The organism is Acidovorax sp. FG27 (assembly GCF_040365715.1).
In the GTDB taxonomy this organism is placed as follows: Bacteria; Pseudomonadota; Gammaproteobacteria; order Burkholderiales; family Burkholderiaceae_C; genus Paracidovorax.
In genome coordinates, this window is the sequence record NZ_BAABVY010000009.1 from 676,836 (window position 1) to 699,085 (window position 22,250).

Annotated in this window: 18 protein-coding genes; 6 read left to right on the forward strand and 12 right to left on the reverse strand. The window is 69.1% G+C overall.

Annotated elements, in window-relative coordinates:
* Positions 1-240: 240 nt before the first annotated feature.
* On the forward strand, positions 241-1,446 hold the full coding sequence (locus ABWV53_RS10065) for a DUF7933 domain-containing protein (protein ID WP_353365435.1): 1,206 nt from the start codon (positions 241-243) through the stop codon (positions 1,444-1,446).
* Positions 1,447-1,727: 281 nt separating this feature from the next.
* On the opposite strand, the gene ABWV53_RS10070 is transcribed toward ABWV53_RS10065, so the two are convergent.
* The 6 genes from ABWV53_RS10070 to ABWV53_RS10095 all read right to left on the reverse strand — a co-directional run bounded on the left by ABWV53_RS10070 (position 1,728) and on the right by ABWV53_RS10095 (position 8,796).
* On the reverse strand, positions 1,728-3,833 hold the full coding sequence (locus ABWV53_RS10070) for a TonB-dependent receptor domain-containing protein (RefSeq protein ID WP_353366687.1): 2,106 nt from the start codon (positions 3,831-3,833) through the stop codon (positions 1,728-1,730).
* A 386-nt stretch (positions 3,834-4,219) separates the two neighbouring features.
* On the reverse strand, positions 4,220-5,632 hold the full coding sequence (locus tag ABWV53_RS10075; protein WP_353365437.1) for a sulfite reductase subunit alpha: 1,413 nt from the start codon (positions 5,630-5,632) through the stop codon (positions 4,220-4,222).
* The gene (locus tag ABWV53_RS10080; protein ID WP_502903889.1) at positions 5,629-6,696 is read right to left on the reverse strand and encodes an FAD:protein FMN transferase; all 1,068 of its coding nucleotides are present in this window, start codon (positions 6,694-6,696) and stop codon (positions 5,629-5,631) included. The genes ABWV53_RS10075 and ABWV53_RS10080 overlap by 4 nt, the downstream gene beginning before the upstream one ends.
* A gap of 53 nt (positions 6,697-6,749) precedes the next feature.
* Positions 6,750-7,553: a DUF4198 domain-containing protein gene (locus ABWV53_RS10085; RefSeq protein WP_353365439.1), complete on the reverse strand. Its 804-nt coding sequence runs from the start codon at positions 7,551-7,553 to the stop codon at positions 6,750-6,752.
* A 52-nt stretch (positions 7,554-7,605) separates the two neighbouring features.
* A complete protein-coding gene (locus ABWV53_RS10090) occupies positions 7,606-8,151 on the reverse strand; it encodes a DUF2271 domain-containing protein (protein ID WP_502903862.1) in 546 nt (181 codons plus the stop codon).
* 18 nt (positions 8,152-8,169) lie between these two features.
* Positions 8,170-8,796 carry a PepSY-associated TM helix domain-containing protein gene (locus ABWV53_RS10095; RefSeq protein ID WP_353365441.1) on the reverse strand — a complete coding sequence of 209 codons (627 nt, stop codon included), beginning with the start codon at positions 8,794-8,796 and terminating at the stop codon, positions 8,170-8,172.
* A 657-nt stretch (positions 8,797-9,453) separates the two neighbouring features.
* On the opposite strand from ABWV53_RS10095, the gene ABWV53_RS10100 reads away from it, so the two are divergent.
* Both ABWV53_RS10100 and ABWV53_RS10105 read left to right on the forward strand, forming a co-directional pair.
* Positions 9,454-9,759 (forward strand): winged helix-turn-helix transcriptional regulator, encoded by a 306-nt coding sequence (locus ABWV53_RS10100; protein WP_056667698.1) that lies wholly within the window; start codon positions 9,454-9,456, stop codon positions 9,757-9,759.
* A 151-nt stretch (positions 9,760-9,910) separates the two neighbouring features.
* Positions 9,911-10,270 (forward strand): FKBP-type peptidyl-prolyl cis-trans isomerase, encoded by a 360-nt coding sequence (locus ABWV53_RS10105; RefSeq protein WP_353365443.1) that lies wholly within the window; start codon positions 9,911-9,913, stop codon positions 10,268-10,270.
* Between the two features lie 126 nt (positions 10,271-10,396).
* Here the strand turns inward: ABWV53_RS10105 and ABWV53_RS10110 are convergent, their stop codons facing one another.
* From ABWV53_RS10110 to ppsA, 4 genes are all read right to left on the reverse strand, one after another.
* Positions 10,397-10,933 (reverse strand): hypothetical protein, encoded by a 537-nt coding sequence (locus ABWV53_RS10110; protein ID WP_353365445.1) that lies wholly within the window; start codon positions 10,931-10,933, stop codon positions 10,397-10,399.
* A 117-nt stretch (positions 10,934-11,050) separates the two neighbouring features.
* Positions 11,051-13,123, reverse strand: a complete 2,073-nt coding sequence (locus tag ABWV53_RS10115) for a VC_2705 family sodium/solute symporter (RefSeq protein WP_353365447.1) — start codon at positions 13,121-13,123, stop codon at positions 11,051-11,053.
* Complete coding sequence (locus ABWV53_RS10120) at positions 13,116-13,424, reverse strand: DUF4212 domain-containing protein (protein ID WP_353365449.1); 309 nt, start codon at positions 13,422-13,424, stop codon at positions 13,116-13,118. The genes ABWV53_RS10115 and ABWV53_RS10120 overlap by 8 nt, the downstream gene beginning before the upstream one ends.
* A 17-nt stretch (positions 13,425-13,441) precedes the next feature.
* On the reverse strand, positions 13,442-15,832 hold the full coding sequence (gene ppsA / locus ABWV53_RS10125; protein WP_353365451.1) for a phosphoenolpyruvate synthase: 2,391 nt from the start codon (positions 15,830-15,832) through the stop codon (positions 13,442-13,444).
* 225 nt (positions 15,833-16,057) lie between these two features.
* On the opposite strand from ppsA, the gene ppsR reads away from it, so the two are divergent.
* Positions 16,058-16,879, forward strand: coding sequence for a posphoenolpyruvate synthetase regulatory kinase/phosphorylase PpsR (ppsR, locus tag ABWV53_RS10130; protein ID WP_056667716.1), 822 nt, complete (start codon positions 16,058-16,060; stop codon positions 16,877-16,879).
* Positions 16,880-17,015: 136 nt separating this feature from the next.
* Here ppsR and tsaD read toward each other — a convergent pair whose 3' ends face one another.
* Positions 17,016-18,089: a tRNA (adenosine(37)-N6)-threonylcarbamoyltransferase complex transferase subunit TsaD gene (gene tsaD, locus ABWV53_RS10135; RefSeq protein WP_353365454.1), complete on the reverse strand. Its 1,074-nt coding sequence runs from the start codon at positions 18,087-18,089 to the stop codon at positions 17,016-17,018.
* A gap of 326 nt (positions 18,090-18,415) precedes the next feature.
* Complete coding sequence (locus ABWV53_RS10140; protein ID WP_353365456.1) at positions 18,416-19,636, reverse strand: branched-chain amino acid ABC transporter substrate-binding protein; 1,221 nt, start codon at positions 19,634-19,636, stop codon at positions 18,416-18,418.
* 307 nt (positions 19,637-19,943) lie between these two features.
* Here ABWV53_RS10140 and ABWV53_RS10145 point away from each other — a divergent pair, with 307 nt between their 5' ends.
* Together ABWV53_RS10145 and ABWV53_RS10150 are read left to right on the forward strand one after the other, a co-directional pair.
* The gene (locus tag ABWV53_RS10145) at positions 19,944-20,570 is read left to right on the forward strand and encodes an ANTAR domain-containing response regulator (protein ID WP_353365458.1); all 627 of its coding nucleotides are present in this window, start codon (positions 19,944-19,946) and stop codon (positions 20,568-20,570) included.
* Between the two features lie 426 nt (positions 20,571-20,996).
* On the forward strand, positions 20,997-22,241 hold the full coding sequence (locus ABWV53_RS10150) for a CmpA/NrtA family ABC transporter substrate-binding protein (protein WP_353365460.1): 1,245 nt from the start codon (positions 20,997-20,999) through the stop codon (positions 22,239-22,241).
* The last annotated feature ends 9 nt before the right edge of the window (positions 22,242-22,250 follow it).

Sequence of the window (22,250 nt, forward strand, 5' to 3'; positions counted from 1 at the left end):
CGCTGCGGGTACTCCGCAGAGTGAATCGAAGCGACTGCCCGCTGCCGTCAGTGCCTGACCAACTTTGGCGAGTCTCATTCTCGCCATCTGTGATTGGACCGCGCACGCTATCCATAAAACAGCAGACTCTGTCCCGACTCTCCCGGCAACTGCATTTGGTAAAAACGATTTACTATTACAAATAGTAACTGGTGGCATATTTGTTTTTCATTCCCTGCCGCTCTATCAATTACACATACCATGTCATTTTTTTATTCCGGGCTGTATGCGGCACTCATTACCCTAGCCGTCATCGGCTGCGCGATCCCTTCCGCACAGGCAATTGAAAACCCTCGGCGCCTGACGTTCGCAGGCCAGGCGGTGCCTGCCGTAACCAGCCCGCCCTCATCAGCCACCGTCTCCAGTGGCGATGGATCGATGATGGTCAGCCCCCTGCGCAATAATCTCAACCTGTTTTTCGATTCCACGCTGACTTACGGGGTCGCCAATGACAATATGGCGGGAGTGGGAACGCAGTTCGAAATTACTCCTGCATCCAACGCTCTTCCCTATCGATTGATGGTGCAGGACCAGCGCACTTCGTCCTACCAATATATCTACGCCACCTGCATGAATCCGGCCACTCAGGCCCTCGAGACATGCGACCTTGTCAATAACCAAACACAGTTCCCGCGCACCAATTTTCCGGCTTCCGCGCCCCCGTCGCCCTACACGCAGACGGCCGTTGCTTCGGATGGCGGCGGCGGTTGGCTTTTGATTACCACGCCCAACGGTGGAGGAATGCAGAGCAACGGTCTCTATATCGACCTTCCACCCACGGTGCGCAAGGTGTACTTCTACACGATCAACTACAGCACCAACAGGGACTTCATCTCGGGCTCGGTGATGTTGGCGAACGCACCCAGCATCAGCAAGGCCTTCGCACCCGCCGCCGTCGTGCCGGGCGGCAACAGCACTTTGACGCTTACCGTCAGGGGCCCGGGCTTTGGTGACGCCAGCGGTGGCACGGCCGGCTCCGTGCCGGGGCTCAACCTGACCGACGTGCTGCCGGCACCGCTCACCGTCACCAATGCCAGCACGACTTGCGTCGGCGGCACGCTCACGGCTGCGGCCGGCGGCAACACCATCAGCCTGGCCAACGCCACCTTGCCCAACGACGGCTGCACCGTCACGGTCGGCGTGCAGTGGCCCGGCACGGCCTCGGGCATCAGTGCCTGCCAGGCCACGCCGAGGGTCACCAACACCATCACCGCTCCCGGCCAGTTCAACACCGCCGTGGGCCAGATGGATACGCCCGCCACGGCGGACCTGGATTGCAGCTATGTCCCACCCCCGGTGGAATCCGCCAGGGCCGTGCCCGGAATGGGCGACTGGGCCATGCTGGCGACTTCGCTCGGCCTGCTGGGGCTGGGCTTCCGGATCGGCCGCAGGCGCGGTTTGCTGTAGCCGCCCGTCAGCAGCGGGTCCATCGCCTGGCGGGACCCGGGCGGTGGGCTTTGAGCCTCCCAGGGCCGGCCCACGCACGGCCCCCTTCATTGCGCCAGCGCCCGCATCTTCGGGATGAGGTCCGCCTTGCCCTCGAAGCTGTGTGCGCCCGGACCCGCAAGAGGCCGTGGAGCGCGAATTTCAGCATCGAAACAGCGCCCAGCGCTTGTATATCAAGCGCCAAAAGCTATAAATATGATAGCAAACCCACCCCGACGCACGGCGCTGTGCCCCCTTGCCCGTCAGAACTCGTAGTTCGCCGAGATCCAGAGCCGCCGCCCTTCCTGGCTGTTGACGTAGCGATTGGCATACGCGACCGGCGGCGTCTGGCCCGCCACCCGGTAGGGCTGGTAGTCGATGAAGTCCTTGTTGAACAGGTTGTAGATGGCCGCGTTGATGCTGAACTGCTTGTTCACCCGGTAGCTGCCGCCCACGTGGACCTGGGTGTAGGCCCGGTAGTCGCCCAGTGCGGCCTGGGCGGCCCGCGTGGCGGCGGTGGTGCCCGGGTCGCGGTAGCGGTCGCTGCGGTATTCGGCGCGCAGCCAGGCGTTCCACTGCGGCGATGGGTCCCAGCTCAGGCGGGCGTTGAGGGCATGCCGGGGCGTGTCGGTCAGCGGGCTGCCGGCAAAAGGGCCGCTCTTTTGCTCGCTCTCGGTGAAGGTGTAGTTGGCGGTGGCCGACCAGGCGGGTGCCAGCGGCACGCGGGCCGACAGCTCCACGCCGCGCGTGACGGCTTCGTCCACGTTCACCTGCTGGCCGAAGGCATCCACGTTGGGCCAGTTGCCGAAGCTCACGCAGCCTGCCCGGTTGGGCGCGGGCCGGTAGCTGCAGTTGAGCAGCCCGGGGCCGCTGGTGATCTTGTCCTTGAAGGCGTTGTGGAACACCGTGGCGCTGGCGGCCAGCCCCGAGGGGCTGTCGAAGTACGCGCCCAGCTCCGTCGTGCGGCTGGTCTCGGGCTTGAGCGACGGCGTGCCGACCAGCGGCAGCCGGCCCTGCTGGCCGAAGCCGTTGATGCCGGGCGCGAGCTGTTCCACGCGGGGCGTCTTGTAGCCGTCGCTGACGCCGCCCTTGAACGTCCACTGCGGCGTGGCGTTCCACACGCCGTAGATGCGCGGGCTGAGCTGGCCGCCGAAGAGGCTGTGCCGGTCGTAGCGGGCACCCAGCGTGAGCTTGAAGGTTTCGGTCAGGCTCCACTCGTCCTCGGCGAACAGCGCCTTCTGCGTGAAGGCGAAGGCGCCGGGCGCCACGCCGTCGGTCATCTCCGCATCCCACCACTGGCCGCCGACGGTGGTGAGGTGGCTGGACCAGGGCAGCACCACCTTGGTGTCGAGCACCCGACTCTCCACTTCCAGCGTCCGGGCGCTGCCGGGCACGGCGCCGGGCGTGCCCGGCGGAATGGTGCGCCCGATGGTTTCGGTGCGGTTGACCATGTAGCTCGTGTCCCAGGTGCCGAATGCATAGCGGCCGGTGTGCGCCAGGGTGAACTGGTCGCGCTGGTACTTCTGCTCGGGCGCGTAGCCGCCCGTGCCCAGCGTGCCGAGCTGGCCGGTGGAGTTGTCGTAAGTCTGGCGCGCGGTGTCCACGTCCAGCGTGACGTCGTGATAACGGTTGGGGGTCAGCGCCAGCCGCAGGCCCAGGTTGTCGATGTCGGCCTTGACCGGGTTGGCGCCCATGATGGGCGCCACCTCTTCACCGCCCGCGCCCGCGTAGCGCACGTCGGCCGCGCCCCGCCGCAGCGCGCTGCCGCGAACCGAGAGGCCCAGCACGTCCTGCCGGATGGGGCCGCTCAAGTAGAACCTGCCGGACTTCACATCGCCGAAGTCCGACTCCTGCTGCAGCGTGTAGTCCACGCTCACGCTGCCGGACCAGGTCCGGCCCACCTTGCGCGTGATGATGTTGATGACCCCGCCCATGGCGTCGGAGCCATACAGCGTGGACATCGGCCCCCGGATGACCTCGATGCGCTCGATGGCGCCCAGCGGCGGCATGAAGCTGGTCTGCGTTTCGCCGAAGCCGTTGGGCGTGACGTTGCCGGCCGAATTCTGGCGGCGACCGTCGATGAGGATCAGGGTGTAGTCGCTCGGCATGCCGCGCATGCTGACGTTGAGGCCGCCCGTCTTGCCGGCCGCCGCGCCCACGTCGATGCCCTCCACGCTCTCCAGCGCGTCGGCCAGGCTGCCGAAGCGGCCCCGCGCCAGCTCCTCGCGCGGGATGACGGTGATGGAAGCGGGCGCTTCCTTGATGTCCTGCTCGAAACCGGACGCGGACACCACCACTTCGCGCAGCTCGGCCGCAGCGCCGGTGCTGGTGGAGGAAGCAGATGAGGCAGGCGATGGCGACTGCGCCATGGCGGCCGTCGCGGCGGATGCGGCCCAGGCCAGCACGGTCAACGGCAGGGCCTGGCGGCAACGCGGCAAGGTGGAAAGACGGGCGAGCAGCCCGGATTCGCGCAGCACCGGAAGGCTGCGCAATGAAGCGAACGACATGCAGAAAACTCCAGACGACAAGGAACGGGCGAAGGCCTGCGCGATGCGTTGCTGTGTTTTCTTATGCGTCGGTGCGGCGGTAACCGGATGATTCTAATGCGCCTGAGAACCATTCTCATTATTCAAGCCGCGAATCGCCTGGGGACTTTGCCGCAGCGCGCTCCGCCGCACCGAACCGCGCTTCGCACGGCGCTCCTTGGTTGACCACCGGCCTGCCCGCTCGCAGCGGCCGGGGCAGCCGCTCGCTCTCAATACACGTCGCGGCGATAGCGCCCGGTCTGCGCCAGCAGGTCCAGGCACGCATTGCCCAGCGCCGCCCGCAAGGCGGCGTGCACGCCTTGCGCCATGCCCTGGCGGCTGCCGCAGACGTAGATGGCCGCGCCCTGCTCCACCCAGGTGCGCAGGTCGGCCGCCGCCAGCGCCAGCAGGTCCTGCACGTAGGCGCGCTCGCTGCCGTCGCGCGAGAAGGCCAGGTCCAGCCGGCGGAGCGTGCCGTCGGCCCGCCAGGCTTCGATCTCGGCGCGGTAGAGGTAGTCGCGGCTGCGCTGGCGTTCGCCGAACACCAGCCAGTGGGGCGCGGCCTGCCCGGCCGCGGCGCGGGCGCGCAAGTGGCTGCGCAGCCCGGCGATGCCGGTTCCGTTGCCGACGAGGATGAGCGGGCGGGCGGCGTTCTCCCCCAGGCGGAAGTTGCCGTGCGGCCGCAGCCGCATCTCTACCGTGCCCCCCACGGGCAGGCCGGCGCAGAGCCAGCCCGAGGCGACGCCGGGCGTGCCGTCTTCGCGCACGCTCTGGCGCATCGTGAGGTGCACGCGCCCGTCGCCAGCCACCGAGGCGATGGAATAGTCGCGGGGCCGGTCCGCATCGGCGGGCACGCGCACCTGCGCAAGATCGCCCGATTCCCACACGGCCGCGTCAGGCGCGGGCGGCGCGAATTCCAGGTGGAAGACAGGCGCGCCCTGGCTGCCCGGATTCAGGTGCTGGCGCGCCACCAGCGTCCATGGCGAGAACTCCGGTGCCCGCCAGCCCGCTGCCAGCGGTTCGTCCACCGCCGCCAGTTCGGCCAGCCGGCGCTGCCAGGCCGCGAGGGCAGCGGCGTCGCCGTTGTCCATCTCGATGCGCTCGAAGAGCGGCACCGCGCCCCGCGCCTGCAGCCACCCGTCCAGTTGGCGGCCGAAGCCGCAGAAGTGCGTGTATTGCCGGTCGCCCAGCGCCAGCAGGCCGTACCGCAGGTGACCGAGCGGCGGCGGCGGCACGCCAGCGCCTTCCACCAGCCGGTCCAGGAAGCCTCCCGCGTTGTCGGGCGCGTCGCCCTCGCCATAGGTGCTGACGACGAAGAGCGCACGCCGGGCGGCCGCGAGCCGGGCGTCCTCCAGCGCTTGCAGCGCGCACAGCTCCACCGCCTCGCCCGCGGCATGCAGCAGGCGGGCGGTTTCCCGGGCGATCGCTTCGGCCTGCCCGGTCTGGCTGGCATAGGCCAGCAACAGGGGCGGCGCCGCGCCCGGAGGCGCCGTGGCCAGCGCAGCGGCCTCGCGCCGTTCGCGCGCCGCGCGGCGACGCTCGCGCAGCGCGATGGCCCCGCACATCAGCCCGTAGAGCAGCACGGTCAGCAACGCGGCCCAGAGGCGCACCGCCGGAATCGCCACCCCGCCCACCACCGTCATGCCCACGGCACCTGCGCCCTGAAGGCGGCCGTGGCGGCCCACACCGGGCCCCGCGCCGTGCGTTCGCACACGAGCGCCGCCAGCCCGTGGCGCTCTGCGAAGGCCATGCCCTCGTGCGGCCCGAGAACGGTGATGACCGTGGCCAGCGCGTCGGCCTGCATGCAGTCGGCGTGCAGCACCGTGACGCTGGCCAGCCCATGGCGCACCGGCTCGCCGGTGCGCGGATCCAGCGTATGGGCGTAGCGCCGGTCGGCATGCTCGAAGGCGTGCCAGCGGTCGCCCGAGGTGGCGATGGCGCTGTCCGCCAGGGCCAGCGCACGCGGCGGGCCGTCGGCCGGGTCGGCCACGGCCACCCGCCAGGGGGCGCCGCCAGGGCGCGCGCCGCTGGCGCGCAGCTCGCCGCCCACTTCTACCAGCACGTCGGCAAAGCCCAGCGCCTGCAGGCAGCGGTGCACGTGGTCGACGGCAAAGCCCTTGGCGATGCCGCTCAGGTTCAGGCCTACGCCCCCGGGCTGCAGCGCGCTCCGGGTGGCGGCGTCCAGCTCCAGCCGCCCAAAGCCCACCAGCGCGGCAGCGGCCCTGCGCTGCGCTGCGTCCGGCACATGCGGCGTGCCATGCGCGCCGAAGCCCCAGGCATCGACCAGCGGGCCGATGGTGGGGTCCAGCGCGCCGCCGCTGGCCTGCGCCCAGGCACAGGCCGCTTGCAGCACGGTGAAGAACTCCGGCGCCAGGCGATGCCGGGTGCCGGGCGCGGCGCGGTTGAAGCGGGAGAGGTCGGACCCGGGCTCCCAATGGCTCATCTGCGCGACGACGGTGGCGAGCGCCGCCTCGATGGCGGAGCGCACCGGCGCGAGCGGCGCAAACGCGGCATTGACCAGCCGCACGCTCCACGTCGTGCCCATGGTCTGGCCCGACAGGGTCTGCAGCGTGGCGGGGTCGGCCGAGCGCAGGCTCGCCGCAGCGGCGGCCTGCACGAAGGAAACGGCCGTCGCCCGCGACGCCGCCTGCAGGGGCACATGCGAACCGCATGGCGCAGCCAGCGCGCCCGCATAGTGCACGCGCACCGCCGCCGGCGCGCCCGACGGCACGCCGGGCCGGAAATCGACGCGGGCGCCGCTCAGGGCAGCACCTCCAGCGTGCCCACGTACGACAGGCGGCGCTCCTTGGCCTGCGGCAGCGAGGTCTTGGCGTCGCTCGCATCGGCATCCACCCAGTACATGCCGGCGGTGGGCCAGGTCACGCTGAACCGGCCCTCGGCGTCCGTGGTGGCCTTGATCTCATCCTTACTGTCGCGGTAACGGGTGGCGCCGGGCACCAGCACCACTTCCAGCCCCGGAGCGGGCTGGCCGTCCACATGGAAGGCGAAGGTGGCCTGCTCGCCCTTGACCAGGTCGTTCGGGTGCGTGACCGCGACCAGCTCCAGCCCCTTGCCCGTGGGCCGGACGGCGCTGGGCTTGCCCACGGTGACGAAGGTCTCGATGCGCCCGACCGACTGCGTGACCTTGAGGTCCTGCGCATCGGCGGGCACCTCGGCGGCGAACTTCCCGGCCGGGCCGCGCCAGCGCTTGTTGGCGCCGGCCTTGTCCTTGTAGGTGGCGAAGAGGCCGTCGTTCACCACCGCCAGGCGGTAGGTGCCGGTCTGCGACAGGTTCAGGTCGAACACGCTGCGCAGCTTGCCCTTGTGGGCGTTCTCGGGCGCCAGGGCGGCGCCATCGGGCGCGGTGACGACGAGGTTGTCCAGCCCCAGCGGCACGTGGTTGAAGTAGAAAAGGTCGTTCGACACGGCGGCATCGACCGTGATCCATTCGGCCTTGGACAGCACGGTGGACGACGGCAGCAGCCACACGTTGTGGGCCTGGGCCGAGCCGAAGGCTCCGCAGAGGACGGCGAGGCAGGTGGCGATACGGGTCTTGAAACGCATGGATAGGCTCCGAAAGGAATGCGGGGAATGCGAAAGGGAAAGCGGCGGTGCGTCAGGGCTTGAGGTCGAGCGTGACCTCGCCCAGCTCGCTGCTGCCCTTGGCGCGCAGCTGTTCGCCCTTGGCGGCGGGCCATGCGAAGGGAATGGTCACCAGCTCGCGGCCGCCGACCTCGCGCGCGGCCTCCACCACCAGCTTGTAGTTGCCGGCGGGCAGCCTGGCGAACGGCTGGGTGCCTTCGGTGAACTGTAGCTGGTGCTTTCCAACCGGCCGCGTGGCGCCCGTCACGCCGTCGATCGGCAGGGCCAGGTCGCGCCCGGTGCGGCGCCACCACTGGCGCATGTCCTTGAGCCACTTCGTGCCCTCGGCGTTCTTCAGCTTGACGTCGTACCAGACGGAGAGCGTGCTGGCCACCGTGGTGTCCGCGCGTTCCAGCCACACCGCCACGTAAGGCCGGTGGTACTCGGCCACGTCCAGGCGCGGAATCTCCACGCCCACGCCCAGCCCGGCGGCAAAGGCCGGCGCCGCGCCCAGGCACGCGCCCAGCGCCACGGAGTAGCGCAGCGCCTTCGGCCTGCGCGTCGTCGATGCATGCATCATTGGTGGTCTTCCTTCGGTTCAGTGGATAAATAGGAGCGCCAGCAGCAGCGGCACGACCAGCCCCATGCCCACCATGGGCCAGGTGAAGGGCCGGTTGCCCGCGTGCATCTTCAGGATGAAGAGGCCGGTGATGCAGAACACCAGGCAGGCGGCGGCGAAGATGTCGATGAACCAGCTCCACGCGGCACCGGTGTTGCGGCCCTTGTGCAGGTCGTTGAGGTAGGAGATCCAGCCCCGGTCGGTGAGCTCGTACTCGGCCGCGCCGTCCAACAGGCCCACGCGCAGCCAGGCGTCGCCACCGGGGCGCGGCAGCGACAGGTACACCTCGTCGGCCGACCATTCGGCCTCGCGGTCGGCGGCGTCCACGCCGAACGCAGCCTGCGCCCACTGCCGCAGCGCGGGCGGCAGCGGCGCGCGGCCCTCGCCCTGCGGCGGGCTCACGCCCCGCAGCAACGCCGCCGGCACTTCGGCCTGCAGCCGCGTGACGCGGGGCTTGGCTTCGATCTGGCCGGCATGGTTGAGCGTGAATCCCGTCACCGCGAACAGCAGCATGCCGATGAGGCAGAGCGCGGAGCTGACCCAATGCCACTCATGCAAGGTCTTAAGCCACCAGGAGCGGCGGCGGGAATCGGAGGAAGAGGACATACGGGCGCGGACGACGACGACAACGATCAGGACAGGCCGGGCAGCGGCCCCGAAGCCGCTGGCAAAACCGGGATTCTAGTGCGCTAAATGGTAATGACTTTCATTTACCATCGCATGGCGGTCCCGAAGCAACCTCCCCAAAGCCTGGCCGCCGCTGCGGTCGGCGACATCTCGCCAAGGCCCAAACACTCTTGCAGCGCCCGATTCGTCTGCACCTGAAGCTATCAATAACGTAGCAGCCCATCGATCATCGCATGGCTGCGCCGCCCTGCCCCCTGGCCCACACGACCTCACTGCGATGAGGCGGTTCCTGGGACGCACCGGCCAGACCTGGCAGCCCTTTACGGGACACGCTCCTTCCCCCTCGAACAGTTCCTCGGGACTGGCGATGGCGCAATTCGGGCAGCAGCGCCGGGCGCGTGGCACGGCTGCAACAGTCCAGCAAAGCCTTGCACGAAGCACCGCCCGCGGCCTCTGCGACGAGGCGGCCGACAAAGTTCCACGTTTTTACCGTCCAGCGCAGAGCGCGGTTCGTTCCCGAGCTATTAAACTTGTAGCAAAATCGATTCGCCGCTATATTGATAGCGTTCTTGCGGTCCCTGCCTTCACGGCACGCTGGCCCGCATTCCCCGACATGTCAGAGCAGGAGAAGCGTCCATGAGCTCCAAAGAAAACGCCGCCATCAACCAGTTGTTCGAGAAGCTGGAATGCCGCTATGCCTTGCGCGTGCTGTGGGCGCTGCGTGACGGCCATCCGCAGACCTTCCGCCTGCTGCAGGACAGCGTGGGCGGCATCACGCCCAACACGCTGAACACGCGCATCAAGGAGCTGCGCGAATGCGGCCTGCTGGACCACGGCAGCGACGGCTACACGGTCACCCCCTCCGGCGTGGACCTGCTCAAGCGCCTGTCGGACGTGCAGGCCTTCGCCACCCGCTGGGCGGCCGCCCGCGTCAAGAGCTGACCGAGCCGCCCATCGCCTACGCCGCATGCGCCCCAACGGGGCCGCGAGGCCGGCCCCTGCGCCGGCGCGGTGCATACGGGCCCAATCGTGCTACAGCGCTCATCCATCCAGCGCATGAAGCTACATTTTTAATAGCAAACCAAGGATCACCATGGCACTGACCACCACCGCCTCCGGCCTGCAATACGAAGACACCGTCGTCGGCGAAGGCGCGGAAGCCACGCGCGGCCAACCCGTGAGCGTGCACTACACCGGCTGGCTCTACAACAACGGCGAGCAAGGCGCCAAGTTCGACTCCAGCCGCGACCGCAACGACCCGTTCCAGTTCGGCCTGGGCGCCGGCATGGTCATCAAGGGCTGGGACGAGGGTGTGCAGGGCATGAAGGTGGGCGGTCAGCGCACGCTGATCATTCCCGCCGCCCTGGGCTACGGTGCCCGTGGCGCGGGCGGCGTGATCCCCCCGAACGCCACGCTGAAGTTCGACGTCGAACTGCTGGCCGTCGGCCGCTGAGCGGCGCCCCAGCACCAGGCCTGCGGGCCGGCACTCCGGAAAGCGGCCTTTCGAGGCCGCTTTTTTATGGGCGGTTGAATGCGGGGATGGTGGTGGCAGAAGGAAAGGCGGACCTGCCCGCTGGCGTCAGTCGTACAGCGCCTGCTGCAGCCGCGCGAACTTGGCATCGCCCACCGCGTCGCGGATGCGGGGCGCCAGCGCCGCCAGCTCGTCGAAACCGCGCACCCCTTCCACCGCCAGATTGAGCCGGAAGCCGCGCAGGCCCAACTCGGCCGTGAGCGCGGTCGCGATGGGATAGGCGGCCTGATAGCGGTCCATGGGCGCGCGGGCGCCGGCAGGGGCGGCAGCATCCGCAACCAATGCCGGCTGACCGTCGCCCACCTCTATCGCGGGCGAAGCCCCTGTGGCCATGCCACCCGGCGCGGCGGTCGCATCCAGCGATGCCGGCGAACCCGTGGCGCCCTCCTGCAGTTGCAGCAGGCCGCGGTCCACCATGGTCTTGACGTCAGCCACCGTGATGCCCATCGCGGCCGTGGCGGCGAGCACCTGTTCCAGGGCGCGCTTCCCATCGAACAGGATGAACGCCGACCGCTGGCGCGGTGTCAGGTCTCCATGGCGATCCTTCAGCGCCTGCTGGCCCAGCGGCGTCTTCACGAGAATCATGGCGTCCCTTGTGCAATTCGATGGCTCAGCTTCGGCAAGCGCCCGCTGTAGGGCTGCGAGCGTGCCATAGTTGTAGCCAGTTGTGAATCGGGGCGACCCAGGCCACCACCGCCGACGTCACGCCAGGCTGCGGCGAGTGCAAAGGCTCACGCCCCACGCGACCGCCAGCCCCAGCGGCACGCCGAACACGCCGGCGGAGATCGGCTGGATGCCGAACCAGAGGCCCTCGGCTCCCAGCGCCGAGGGCAGCCAGGCCCGCACGCTGGCCACGTGCGAGAGCAGGTAATACACCGTGATGCCCAGCCCGGCCAGCATGCCCGCCACGGCGCCCTGCCGCGTGGTGCCGCGCCAGAAGATGCCGAGCACCATGGCGGGCACGAAGGCCGAGGCCGCGAGCGAGAAGGATGCGGTCACCATGGGCAGGATGTCGGACGGCTTGAGCGCCGCCACGAAGGCCGCCGCCAGCGCGACGATCAGCAGCGTGAACTTGGTCAGGATCACGCGCTGCTCGGGCGACGCCCGGTGCGTACCCGGCGCCGCGTCCAGGTGGCGGAGATCCCGCACCAGCGCGTTGCTGATGGTCAGCAGCAGGCCGTCGGCGGTGGACAGCGCTGCGGCCAGGCCGCCGGCCGCCACCAGGCCCGACACGGCATACGGCAGCCCCGCGATCTCAGGCGTGGCCAGCATGATGAGGTCGGTGCCCAGGCGGATCTCGCCGAACTGCAGCAGGCCGTCGCCGTTCACGTCTTCCACCGACAGCAGGGCCGGATCCACCCGCGCCCACTGCGCCATCCAGTGCGGCAGCGCGTCGAAACGGCTGCCCACCAGGTTGTTCATCACCTCGAACTTGACCAGCACGGCGAGGGCCGGGGCGCTGAGGTAGAGCAGCGCGATGAAGAAGATCGACCAGGCCACCGACGCCCGGGCCGCCGACACGCTGGGCGTGGTGTAGTAGCGCGTCAGCAGGTGCGGCAGGCCCGCGGTGCCGACCATCAGGCAGAACATCAGCGCGAGGAAGTTGCGCCGCATGTTCTCGTACTCCGCCTGCTGCTCCGGCGTGCCGTCGGGGTCGCCGCCATAGGCCTGGCTGTGGCGCGGCAGGCCGCCCAGGGGCCGGGCGCGCTCCTGGTTCTCGCGCATCTCGCGCGTCCAGCGCTCGCGGGCGGTGGCCTCGTCGCGGGGCAGCGCGGCCAGCTCGCGGCTGGCCGCGACGATCAGGCCCACGTCGGCGTTCTGCGCCCGCAGCTGGCGGATGCGCTCGCCGAGCGCCGCGCGTTCACGCTCCATGGCGGCGGGCACGTCGGCCAGGCGCGCCTCGAACTCCTCTGCGCGACGCTGGTAGGCGCGCACCACGTCGTGCTCGGCGGGCGAGGCCAGCAGCCGCGCCTCCAGATCGGCGATCTTGCCGATCTGCGCGCCATAGACCAGCGGCGCCACCGGGCTGCCCAGCTGCTTGTAGGCCAGCCACGAGACGGGAATGAGAAAGGCCAGCAGCATCACCACGTACTGCGCGACCTGCGTCCAGGTGATGGCGCGCATGCCGCCCAGGAACGAACACAGCAGCACGCCGCCCAGGCCCAGCATGATGCCGATCTCGAACTGCACGCCGGTCAGGCGCGAGGCGATCAGGCCCACGCCGTAGATCTGCGCCACCACGTAGGTGAAGGAGCAGGCCGCTGCCGCCAGCGCCGCGATGATGCGCGGCCAGCGCCCGCCGTAGCGCACCTGAAAGAAGTCGGGCACCGTGTAGAGCCGCATGGCGCGCAGGTGCGGCGCGATCAGCATGGCGACCAGGCAGAAGCCGCCCGTCCACCCCAGCAGGTAGGCCAGCCCGCCCGCTTGGTGCGGCAGGCCGGCGAAACCCTGCAGGTAGAGCGCGCCCGCCAGGCTGATGAAGGAGGCCGCGCTCATCCAGTCGGCGGCGGCGGCCATGCCGTTGTAGACGGCGGGCACCCTGCGGCCGGCCACGTAATACTCGTCGGGGTCGGTGGTGCGGCCGTACACCCCGATGGCCGCATAGGCCATCACAGTGAGAAAGAGGAACAGCGGGCCGATCCACTGGCGCGACAGCCCCTGCTGCTCGGCCCAGGCCATCAGGGCGACGAAGAGCAGCACGCCCGCCACGTAGATCACCAGGATGCGGTGCAGCGGCGACGGGGCCGCGTCGGTGGCGTCGCCCCGCTCAGCCATGGCGCGATGGGCGAGCGGGATCGGCCGCCGCATCCTTGCGCTCGAACCGGTCCATCGCCACGCAATAGACCACCGTCACGGCGATGAAGACGAGGATCGCGCCCTGCGCCGCGATCCAGTACCCCAGCGGCCAGCCGGCCACCATCTGCTGCAGGTCGCGGGCGAAATAGCAGGCGCCGAAGGACGCCACCGCCCACACCAGCAGCAGCCCGGCCTTCAGCCACATGTGCCGCGCGTCGTGCAAGTCCGGCGCGAACGGCGTGCCGGTGGCGGGCACGTCGTCGGTCGCCGGCGGCTGCATGGCGGCGGCCGGGCGCGTCAGCGGGCCAGTTGCTGCCAGGTGGAGATCACGCTGTCGGGGTTCAGCGAGATCGAGGAGATGCCTTCCGCGGCCAGCCATTGGGCGAAGTCGGGATGGTCGCTGGGGCCCTGGCCGCAGATGCCGACGTACTTGCCCTGCGCCAGGCAGGCGGCGATGGCGCGCTTGAGCAGCGCCTGCACGGCCGGGTCGCGTTCGTCGAAGTCCTGCGCCAGCAGCTCCAGGCCGGAATCGCGGTCCAGCCCCAGGGTCAGCTGGGTCAGGTCGTTGGAGCCGATGGAGAAGCCGTCGAAATACTGCAGGAACTCGTCGGCCAGCACGGCGTTGCTGGGCACCTCGCACATCATGATGACCTTGAGGTCGGACTCGCCGCGCTTCAGGCCATGGTCGGCCAGCAGCCGGGTCACGCGGTCGGCCTGCTTCAGGGTGCGCACGAAGGGCACCATCACCTGCACGTTGGTCAGGCCCATGTCGCCGCGCACGCGGCGCAGCGCCTCGCACTCCATGGCGAAGGCTTCGCCGAAGTCTTCGCTGATGTAGCGGGCCGCGCCGCGGAAGCCCAGCATCGGGTTTTCTTCCTCCGGCTCGTAGCGGCTGCCGCCGATGAGCTTGCGGTATTCGTTGGACTTGAAGTCCGACAGGCGCACGATGACCGGCTTGGGCCAGAAGGCGGCCGCGATGGTGGCGATGCCTTCGGCCACCTTGTCCACGTAGAACGCGCGGGGCGACGCATGGCCCCGGGCCACGGATTCGACGGCCTTCTTCAGGTCGGCGTCGATCTGCGGATAGTCCAGGATGGCCTTCGGGTGCACGCCGATGTTGTTGTTGATGATGAACTCCAGCCGGGCCAGGCCCACGCCTTCGTTGGGCAGCTGGCAGAAGTCGAAGGCGAGCTGCGGGTTGCCCACGTTCATCATGATCTTGGTCTTGATGGACGGCATCTCGCCGCGCTGCACCTCGGTCACCTCGGTTTCCAGCAGGCCGTCGTAGATCTTGCCGGTGTCGCCCTCGGCGCAGCTCACCGTGACCAGGGTGCCGTCCTTGAGCAGGCTGGTGGCGTCGCCGCAGCCCACCACGGCCGGAATGCCCAGCTCGCGGGCGATGATGGCCGCGTGGCAGGTGCGCCCGCCCCGGTTGGTGACGATGGCGCTGGCGCGCTTCATCACGGGTTCCCAGTTCGGGTCGGTCATGTCGGTGACCAGCACGTCGCCGGGCTGCACCTTGTCCATCTCGGCGATGTCGCTCACCAGGCGCACGGGGCCGGTGCCGATCTTCTGGCCGATGGCGCGGCCCTCGGCCAGCACGGTGCCGGTGCCCTTGAGCTTGAAGCGCTGCTCGGCCTGGCCCTTGGACTGGCTCTTCACCGTTTCGGGGCGGGCCTGCAGGATGTAGAGCAGGCCGTCGGTGCCGTCCTTGCCCCACTCGATGTCCATCGGGCGGCCGTAGTGCTTCTCGATGACCATGGCGTATTCGGCCAGTTGCTGCACCTCGGCGTCGGTCAGCGAATAGCGGTTGCGCAGCTCGGTGGGCACGTCGGTGGTCTTGACCAGCTTGCCGGAGGCCTTTTTCTCGTCGGCCGAGGCGAACACCATCTGGATGAGCTTGGAGCCCAGGTTGCGGCGGATGACCGACTTCTTGCCGGCCGCCAGCATGGGCTTGTGCACGTAGAACTCGTCGGGGTTCACGGCGCCCTGCACCACCGTCTCGCCCAGGCCGTAGCTGCTGGTGATGAACACCACGTCTTCGAAGCCGCTTTCGGTGTCGAGCGTGAACATCACGCCCGCCGCGCCGAGGTCGGAGCGCACCATGCGCTGCACGCCGGCCGACAGGGCCACCACGTCGTGCGCGAAGCCCTTGTGCACGCGGTAGCTGATGGCGCGGTCGTTGTAGAGGGAGGCGAACACCTCCTTCATCTTGTGCAGCACGTCCTCGATGCCGACCACGTTCAGGAAGGTTTCCTGCTGGCCCGCGAAGGATGCGTCGGGCAGGTCTTCGGCCGTGGCGGACGAGCGCACGGCGAAGCTGGCGTCGCCGTTGCCGGCGGAAAGCTTGGCGAATTCGTCGCGCACGGCCTTTTCCAGGTCGGCCGGGAAGGGCTGGGCCTCGAGCCAGCCGCGGATCTCGGCGCCGGCGGCGGCCAGGGCGCGCACGTCTTCGGTGTCGAGCGTGGCCAGGCGCTGGCTGATGCGGTCGGCCAGGCCCTCGTGCTTGAGGAATTCGCGGAAGGCGTGCGCCGTGGTGGCGAAGCCGGTGGGCACGCGCACGCCCTGGGGCAGCTGGGAAATCATCTCGCCGAGGGAGGCATTCTTGCCCCCCACCGACTCGACGTCGCTCATTCTCAGGTTTTCAAACGGAACGACCAGGGCGGTCGCGTCGAAGAGTGCAGACATGGGAAAGCTCCAGAAGTTGAAACCGGGTCTGCGCCTGCGCCCTGGGGGAGCGAACAAGGGGGGCGCGCGCCCATGCAAGGCAGCTGGCTTTGCTGTTCTGGTAGTGGGCAGCCGCGTTGCATGGTGGGGGAATTGGGAATAATGGGCGCGATTGTAGGCTGGCCGGGGCGCATGCGCCTGTCGGCCACCGCCGCTGCCCTTCATCCCCTCCCGCCACCTTTGCCCATGCACACGCGCACCGTTTTCTTCATCTCCGACGGCACCGGCATCACCGCCGAAACCTTCGGCAACGCCATCCTCGCGCAGTTCGACATGAAGCCGCGCCATGTGCGGCTGCCGTTCATCGACACCGAGGACAAGGCCCACCAGGTGGTGCGCCAGATCAACCACACGGCCGAGCTGGAGGGCAAGAAGCCGGTCGTCTTCACCACGCTGGTCAACATGAGCGTGCTGCGCATCATCGAGAGCGGCTGCAAGGGCATGCTGCTGGACATGTTCGGCACCTTCATCCGCCCGCTGGAGAGCGAGCTGGGCATCAAGTCGCACCACCGCGTGGGGCGGTTTTCGGACGTGAGCCTGAGCAAGGAATACACCCAGCGCATCGACGCCATCAATTTCAGCCTGGACCACGACGACGGCCAGAGCCACCGCGACCTGGCCGGGGCCGACGTGATCCTGGTGGGCGTGTCCCGCAGCGGCAAGACGCCGACGAGCCTGTACCTGGCCATGCAGTGCGGCCTGAAAGTGGCCAACTACCCGCTGATCCCGGAAGACTTCGACCGCCGGCAACTGCCGCCGGCGCTGGAGCCGCACCGCAAGAAGATCTTCGGGCTCACCATCCTGCCGGAGCGGCTCTCGCAGATCCGCAACGAGCGGCGGCCCGGGTCCAAATACGCCGACCTGGCCAACTGCCGCTACGAGGTCTCGGAGGCGGAGGCGATGATGCGGCGCTCGGGCATCCGCTGGCTGTCCACCACCACCAAGAGCATCGAAGAGATCGCGACGACCATCCTGCAGGAAGTGCGGCCCGAGCGGCTGATGTATTGAGCCGGCACGCTGTGTGGCGCCGCCGCGCCCTTTGCTATTAAAAACGTAGCATCATGCGCTGGATTCACAAGCGCTGCAGGCCGATTCGGCCTTGAACCAGGCCTGTCGGCGTGCTTCGACGCGGCATGTCTCGCGGTCAGGCCGGGTGGGCGGCCTCGGCCGCCGGCGGTGCATCCAGCGCATCCAGCGGCCAGCGCGGCTTCACGTCGAAGGCGTAGCGGGCTTCGGGCGACTGGCGGCCGGCCGCGATGCGCATGGCCGCGGCCATGGCGATCATGGCGCCGTTGTCGGTGCACAGGTGCAGCTCGGGGTAGTGCACGCGCACCTTCAGGCGGGCACAGGCGGCGTTCAGCTGCTCGCGCAGGAGGCGGTTGGCGCCCACGCCGCCGGCCACCACCACGCGCTGCAGACCGCTTTCCTTCAATGCCGTCAGCGTCTTCCTGACCAGCACGTCGACGATGGCGGCCTCGGTGCTGGCCGCCAGGTCGGCGCGGCGCGCATCCAGGTCGTCGCCCAGTTTCTTCGCCTGCGTCAGCACGGCGGTCTTCAGGCCGGCGAAGGAAAAGTCCAGGTTGCCGCTGTGCAGCAGCGGGCGCGGCAGCTTGAAGGCGGTGGCGTCGCCCTCCTGCGCCAGCCGCGACAGCGCCGGCCCGCCCGGGTAGCCCAGGCCCAGCAACTTGGCCGACTTGTCGAAGGCCTCGCCCGCCGCGTCGTCGATGGTCTCGCCCAGCAAGGTGTATCGGCCCACGCCGTCCACCCGCATCAACTGCGTGTGGCCGCCCGACACCAGCAGCGCCACGAACGGAAATTCCGGCGGGTCCACGCTGAGGAAGGGCGACAGCAGATGGCCTTCCAGGTGGTGCACGCCCAGCACCGGTCGCCCGAGGGACGCGCCCAGGGCGCACGCCACGCCCGCGCCCACCAGCAGCGCGCCGGCCAGCCCCGGCCCGCGGGTGTAGGCCACCACGTCCACGTCGGCCAGGAGGTGGCCCGCCTCGGCGAGCACGGCTTCGGTCAGGGGCAGCACGCGGCGGATGTGGTCGCGGCTGGCCAGCTCCGGCACCACGCCGCCATAGGCCTGGTGCATGGCGATCTGGCTGTGCAGCGCATGGGCCAGCAACGTGGGCACGCCGGGGCCGCTCGGCGAGCGCACCAGCGCCACGCCGGTCTCGTCGCACGAGGATTCGATTCCGAGGATCAGCAGACTCATGCCCGGAGTTTAGAACGTGTTGACGATCTCGCAGGGGATCGCGTTGGAGCGCAATCGGGATGAGTGGATGCTGCGGATGCGCCGCACGGGCTCATGCCCGTGCAAGCAGCCGGGGCGTCCAATCGCCCGATTTCGCTCCAACCCGAAGGGCAGCGGTGTGGGCGGGCGCTCTGCGGCGTTGCGGCGCTTGTGGATAGCCCAAGCTATCCACTGCGCACCGCGCCTTGCAGCCCACCCGCCCACCCCGCTGCGCGACCCCTGGGAGATCGTCAACACGTTCTGAGGCCGGCGCCCTGCCGCTGGCGGCGCGCAGGGCCATCGCCGGCCTACCAGCGGTCCGAGCGCATGCGCATTTCCCAGCGGCCGCCGCGCAGGCTGTAGACGCCGACCGCGCCGTAGCGCAGCTCGCCGGCCGCATCCCAGGTCATGGTGCCGGTGACCGGCGCGTAGCCGTTGATGGCGTGCAGCGCCTTGCCGATGGCCTGGGGGTCGGCCGACCCCGCCTGCTTGATGGCGGCCGACAGCACGTACATCGCGTCGTAGGTGTAGTGGCCGCCATAGGCGGGCGGTTTCTTGAACTGGGTGGTGTACTTCTCGAGGAACTGCCGCCCGGTGATGAATTCGCGCGCCTCCAGCACCGGCGAGGTGGCGTAGAGGCCGTCCACCAGGCCGTCCGCCTTCGCCATGTCGGTGGTCTTGATGGTGTCGCCGCCCAGCACCGACACGCGGGTGTGGCCGATCTTCTTCAGGGCCTCCAGCAGGGCCAGCACCTGGAAGTCGTTCAGGGTGGTGACGATGACGCCCACGTTCGCGGCCTGCAGCTTCGCCGCCGTGGCGGCGAAATCCGTCGTGCGGTCGTCGAACGACTGGCGCACCGTGACCTGCTTCTTCTCGGCCGCCAGCTGCTGCGCGGCGCCGTCGGCCAGCCCCTTGCCGTAGGGCGTGCCGTCGTCCAGCACGGCGTAGCTGGGGTGCGACAGCTGCGTCGCCGCGAACGAACCCATGGCCTTGGCCTGCAACGTGTCGTTGGCCACCAGCCGGAAGGTGGTCGGCAGGCTCAGTTGCGTGAACCGGGGGTTGGTGGAGATGGCCAGCTGGGGAATGCCCTTTTCGCCATAGATGGGCGCGGCCTCGATGCTGACGCCCGAGTTGAGGTGGCCGATGACCGCCACCACGCCGTCCTTCACCAGTTGCTGGGCGGCGGCCTTGCCGGCGGCGGGGTCGGCGCGGTCGTCCTGGGCGACCACCTCCAGCGTGACGCGCTTGCCGTCCACCATGAAGCCGGCGCGGTTCAACTCGTCCACCGCCATGGTCACGCCGTTGAGCAGATCCTGCCCCAGCGCGGCCAGGTTGCCCGACAGGGGCTGCGCCACGCCGATGCGGATGGTGTCGGGCACCTTGCTGCAGCCGGCCACCCCCCACGCCGTGCCCACCAGGGCGGCCGCTGCCGCCACGCGGGCCACCCACTGCCGGCGGGCGATGCCGCGCACGCCCTCGTCTGCGGCGGCGGCGGTAAGGCTGCTAGGCCGGTTCTTGAACCTCGTCATTGCTGATCCCTCTCTGTGCGAATGCGTGCCGTGTATAGCCGACCCCAAAGATAAAAGCTATGGGGGCCAGCCCCTGGACGGGGTCGGCCTATGTGCCGGGGCCTGGCCTGCCGGCCGTGGGGCCGCCCGATGCGCGCCCGCAGCCGGGCCACTTCCACCCGGGTTGCCAGGCCACGACAGATGCCATGCAAGAACGGGCCCCGGCCAGGCGGCGCACCCTGCCGGTGCAAAAATGCCGGCGCGCGGCTCGGCCCCGGAATGCTCCGCGAGCAGCCCATCAGGTGCATTTTTTGCTTAAGCTCGGGGCATGAGCGAGCCACTGAGAATCGTGGTCGTGGCCCCCGACCTCGCCATGACCGACGCCGACGACGAGCATGCGGTGCAGCAGGCCGAGCGCTCGCGCACGCTGCGCATGGGTCTGCTCGAAGCGCGCTTCAACCTCATCGCCACGCTGCCCGCAGACGTGTTCCTGCGCGAGCGCATCACGCAGCTGCAGCCCGACCTCATCATCGTGGACGCCGAGAGCGAGGCGCGCGACGCGCTCGAACACGTGGTGATGGCCACCCGCGACGAGCGCCGTCCCATCGTCATGTTCACCAACGACGAAGACACGACGCACGTGAAGGACGCGGTGGCGCTGGGCGTGTCCGCCTACATCGTCGCCGGGCTGGCGCCGCAGCGCATCCGCCCGATCCTCGACGTGGCGATGGCGCGCTTCCAGCACGAACAGAACCTGCGCTCGCAACTGGCCGATGCGCGCTCCGAACTCAAGGACCGCAAGACCATCGACCGCGCCAAGGGCCTGCTGATGCAGCGCCAGGGCCTCACGGAAAAAGCCGCCTACGACAAGCTGCGCAAGACCGCCATGGACAAGGGCCTGAAGCTGGTGGACGTGGCCCAGCGCATGCTGGACGTGGCCGACCTGATGGGTTGAAGCCCCACGCCGGGCGCCGCACCAGCGTGCGGCATGCCAGCGGATGGTGCGCCGCACAAGCACAGTGCAGCCATGCCGGCGAGAAGTGCAGGCCGGCTCCCGCGGCGGGTGCAGGCCGGGCCTCGGCCGGCAGGGCCCGCATGCCAGGCCTTGCGATCAAAAACAGCCTCCAGCGCCCACTGCGACAGCGCATGGCGCTATCAACTCAATAGCATCCACGCGATTCCCACGGGCTGGCACACCGCTTGCGTAATGGCTGGCAGACCAACGCAGGTCATCGCCGATGCCACCCGACCCTCAGGGCGGGGCGCATCGCACACCGGACAAAGGCGTCCGCACCCGCAGCAGCGCTCTCGCACGACGAACGCTGCCGCGCGGTGCGGACGCCTTTGTCGTTTCTGCCACCCGCTTCGAGGACGTGATCCCATGACCGATCTGTTGAAACCCAGCCTGCAACGCCGCACCGTACTGCAAGCCGCCACCGTGGGCGCCGTCGGCATCAGCCCCGCACTGCGCGCGCTGGTGCATGCCCAGGGCTCCGACGCACCCGAGAAGAAGGAAGTGAAGATCGGCTTCATTCCGCTGACCGACTGCGCCAGCGTGGTGATGGCCTCGGTGCTGGGCATCGACCAGAAATACGGCGTGAAGATCATCCCCAGCAAGGAAGCCAGCTGGGCCGGCGTGCGCGACAAGCTGGTCAATGGCGAGTTGGACTTCGCCCACGTGCTCTACGGCCTGGTCTACGGCGTGCACCTGGGCCTGGGCGGCCCCAAGAAGGACATGGCCGTGCTGATGAACCTGAACCAGAACGGCCAGGCCATCACGCTGAGCAAGAAGCTCGCGGACAAGGGCGCCGTGAATGGCCCCACCCTGGCCAAGCTGATGGCCGCCGAGAAGCGCGAATACACCTTCGCCCAGACCTTCCCGACCGGCACCCACGCCATGTGGCTCTACTACTGGCTGGCCGCCAACGGCATCGACCCGATGAAGGACGCCAAGGTCATCACCGTGCCGCCGCCGCAGATGGTCGCCAACATGCGCGTGGGCAACATGGACGGCTTCTGCGTGGGCGAGCCCTGGAACCACCGCGCCATCATGGACGGCATCGGCATCACCGCCACCACCACCCAGGCGATCTGGAAGGACCACCCCGAGAAGGTGCTGGGCACCACGTCGGAGTTCGTGCAGAAGTACCCCAACACCGCCCGCGCCGTCACCGCCGCCATCCTGGAGGCCGGTCGCTGGATCGACGACGGCCTGGCCAACAAGACCAAGATGGCCGAAACCATCGCCGGCAAGGCCTATGTGAACACCGGCGTGGACGCGATCAACCAGCGCATCCTGGGCCGCTACCAGGACGGCCTGGGCAAGACCTGGGACGACCCCGACCACATGAAGTTCTACAACGGCGGCATGGCCAACTTCCCGTACCTGTCGGACGGCATGTGGTTCCTCACCCAGCACAAGCGCTGGGGCCTGCTGAAGGACCACCCCGACTACCTGGGCGTGGCCAAGTCCATCAACCGCATCGACGTCTACAAGCAGGCCGCCACCGCCGCCAAGGTGCCGGTGCCCGCCAGCGACATGCGCACCGCCAAGCTGGTGGATGGCGTGGTGTGGGACGGCAAGGACCCCAAGAAGTACGCCGACGGTTTCAAGATCCACGCCTGACGGCGCGGC